Origin of the sequence: uncultured Aquimarina sp., from assembly GCF_947495315.1 — a bacterium.
In the GTDB taxonomy this organism is placed as follows: domain Bacteria; phylum Bacteroidota; class Bacteroidia; order Flavobacteriales; family Flavobacteriaceae; genus Aquimarina.
This window is the reverse complement of sequence record NZ_CANLYD010000066.1, coordinates 1-215: the sequence shown is the minus strand read 5'-3', so window position 1 is coordinate 215 and position 215 is coordinate 1. Positions and strand designations below refer to the sequence as shown.

Sequence of the window (215 nt, the reverse complement as noted above, 5' to 3'; positions counted from 1 at the left end):
ATATGGAAAACCGCTAACGATAATGTAAAAAGATCTTATTCTTATCAGTATGATGATTTAAATAGAATTACCAGAGCCAATAGCTTAAAAGGTTCTACTTTAATGAGCGGAGATGCTTATAGTATTTGGGGGATCGCGTATGACAAAAATGGAAATATCGGAAGAATCACCAGAAACGGAAGACCTGGTGGAGGGTCTATTAAAACCATCGATGA

General features: G+C 36.3%; 1 protein-coding gene. It reads left to right on the top strand.

All coding sequences use genetic code 11. The features are described 5' to 3' along the window. Positions 1-215 (top strand): hypothetical protein (locus Q0910_RS28605; protein WP_299224275.1); only part of this gene is annotated, 215 nt, incomplete at both ends.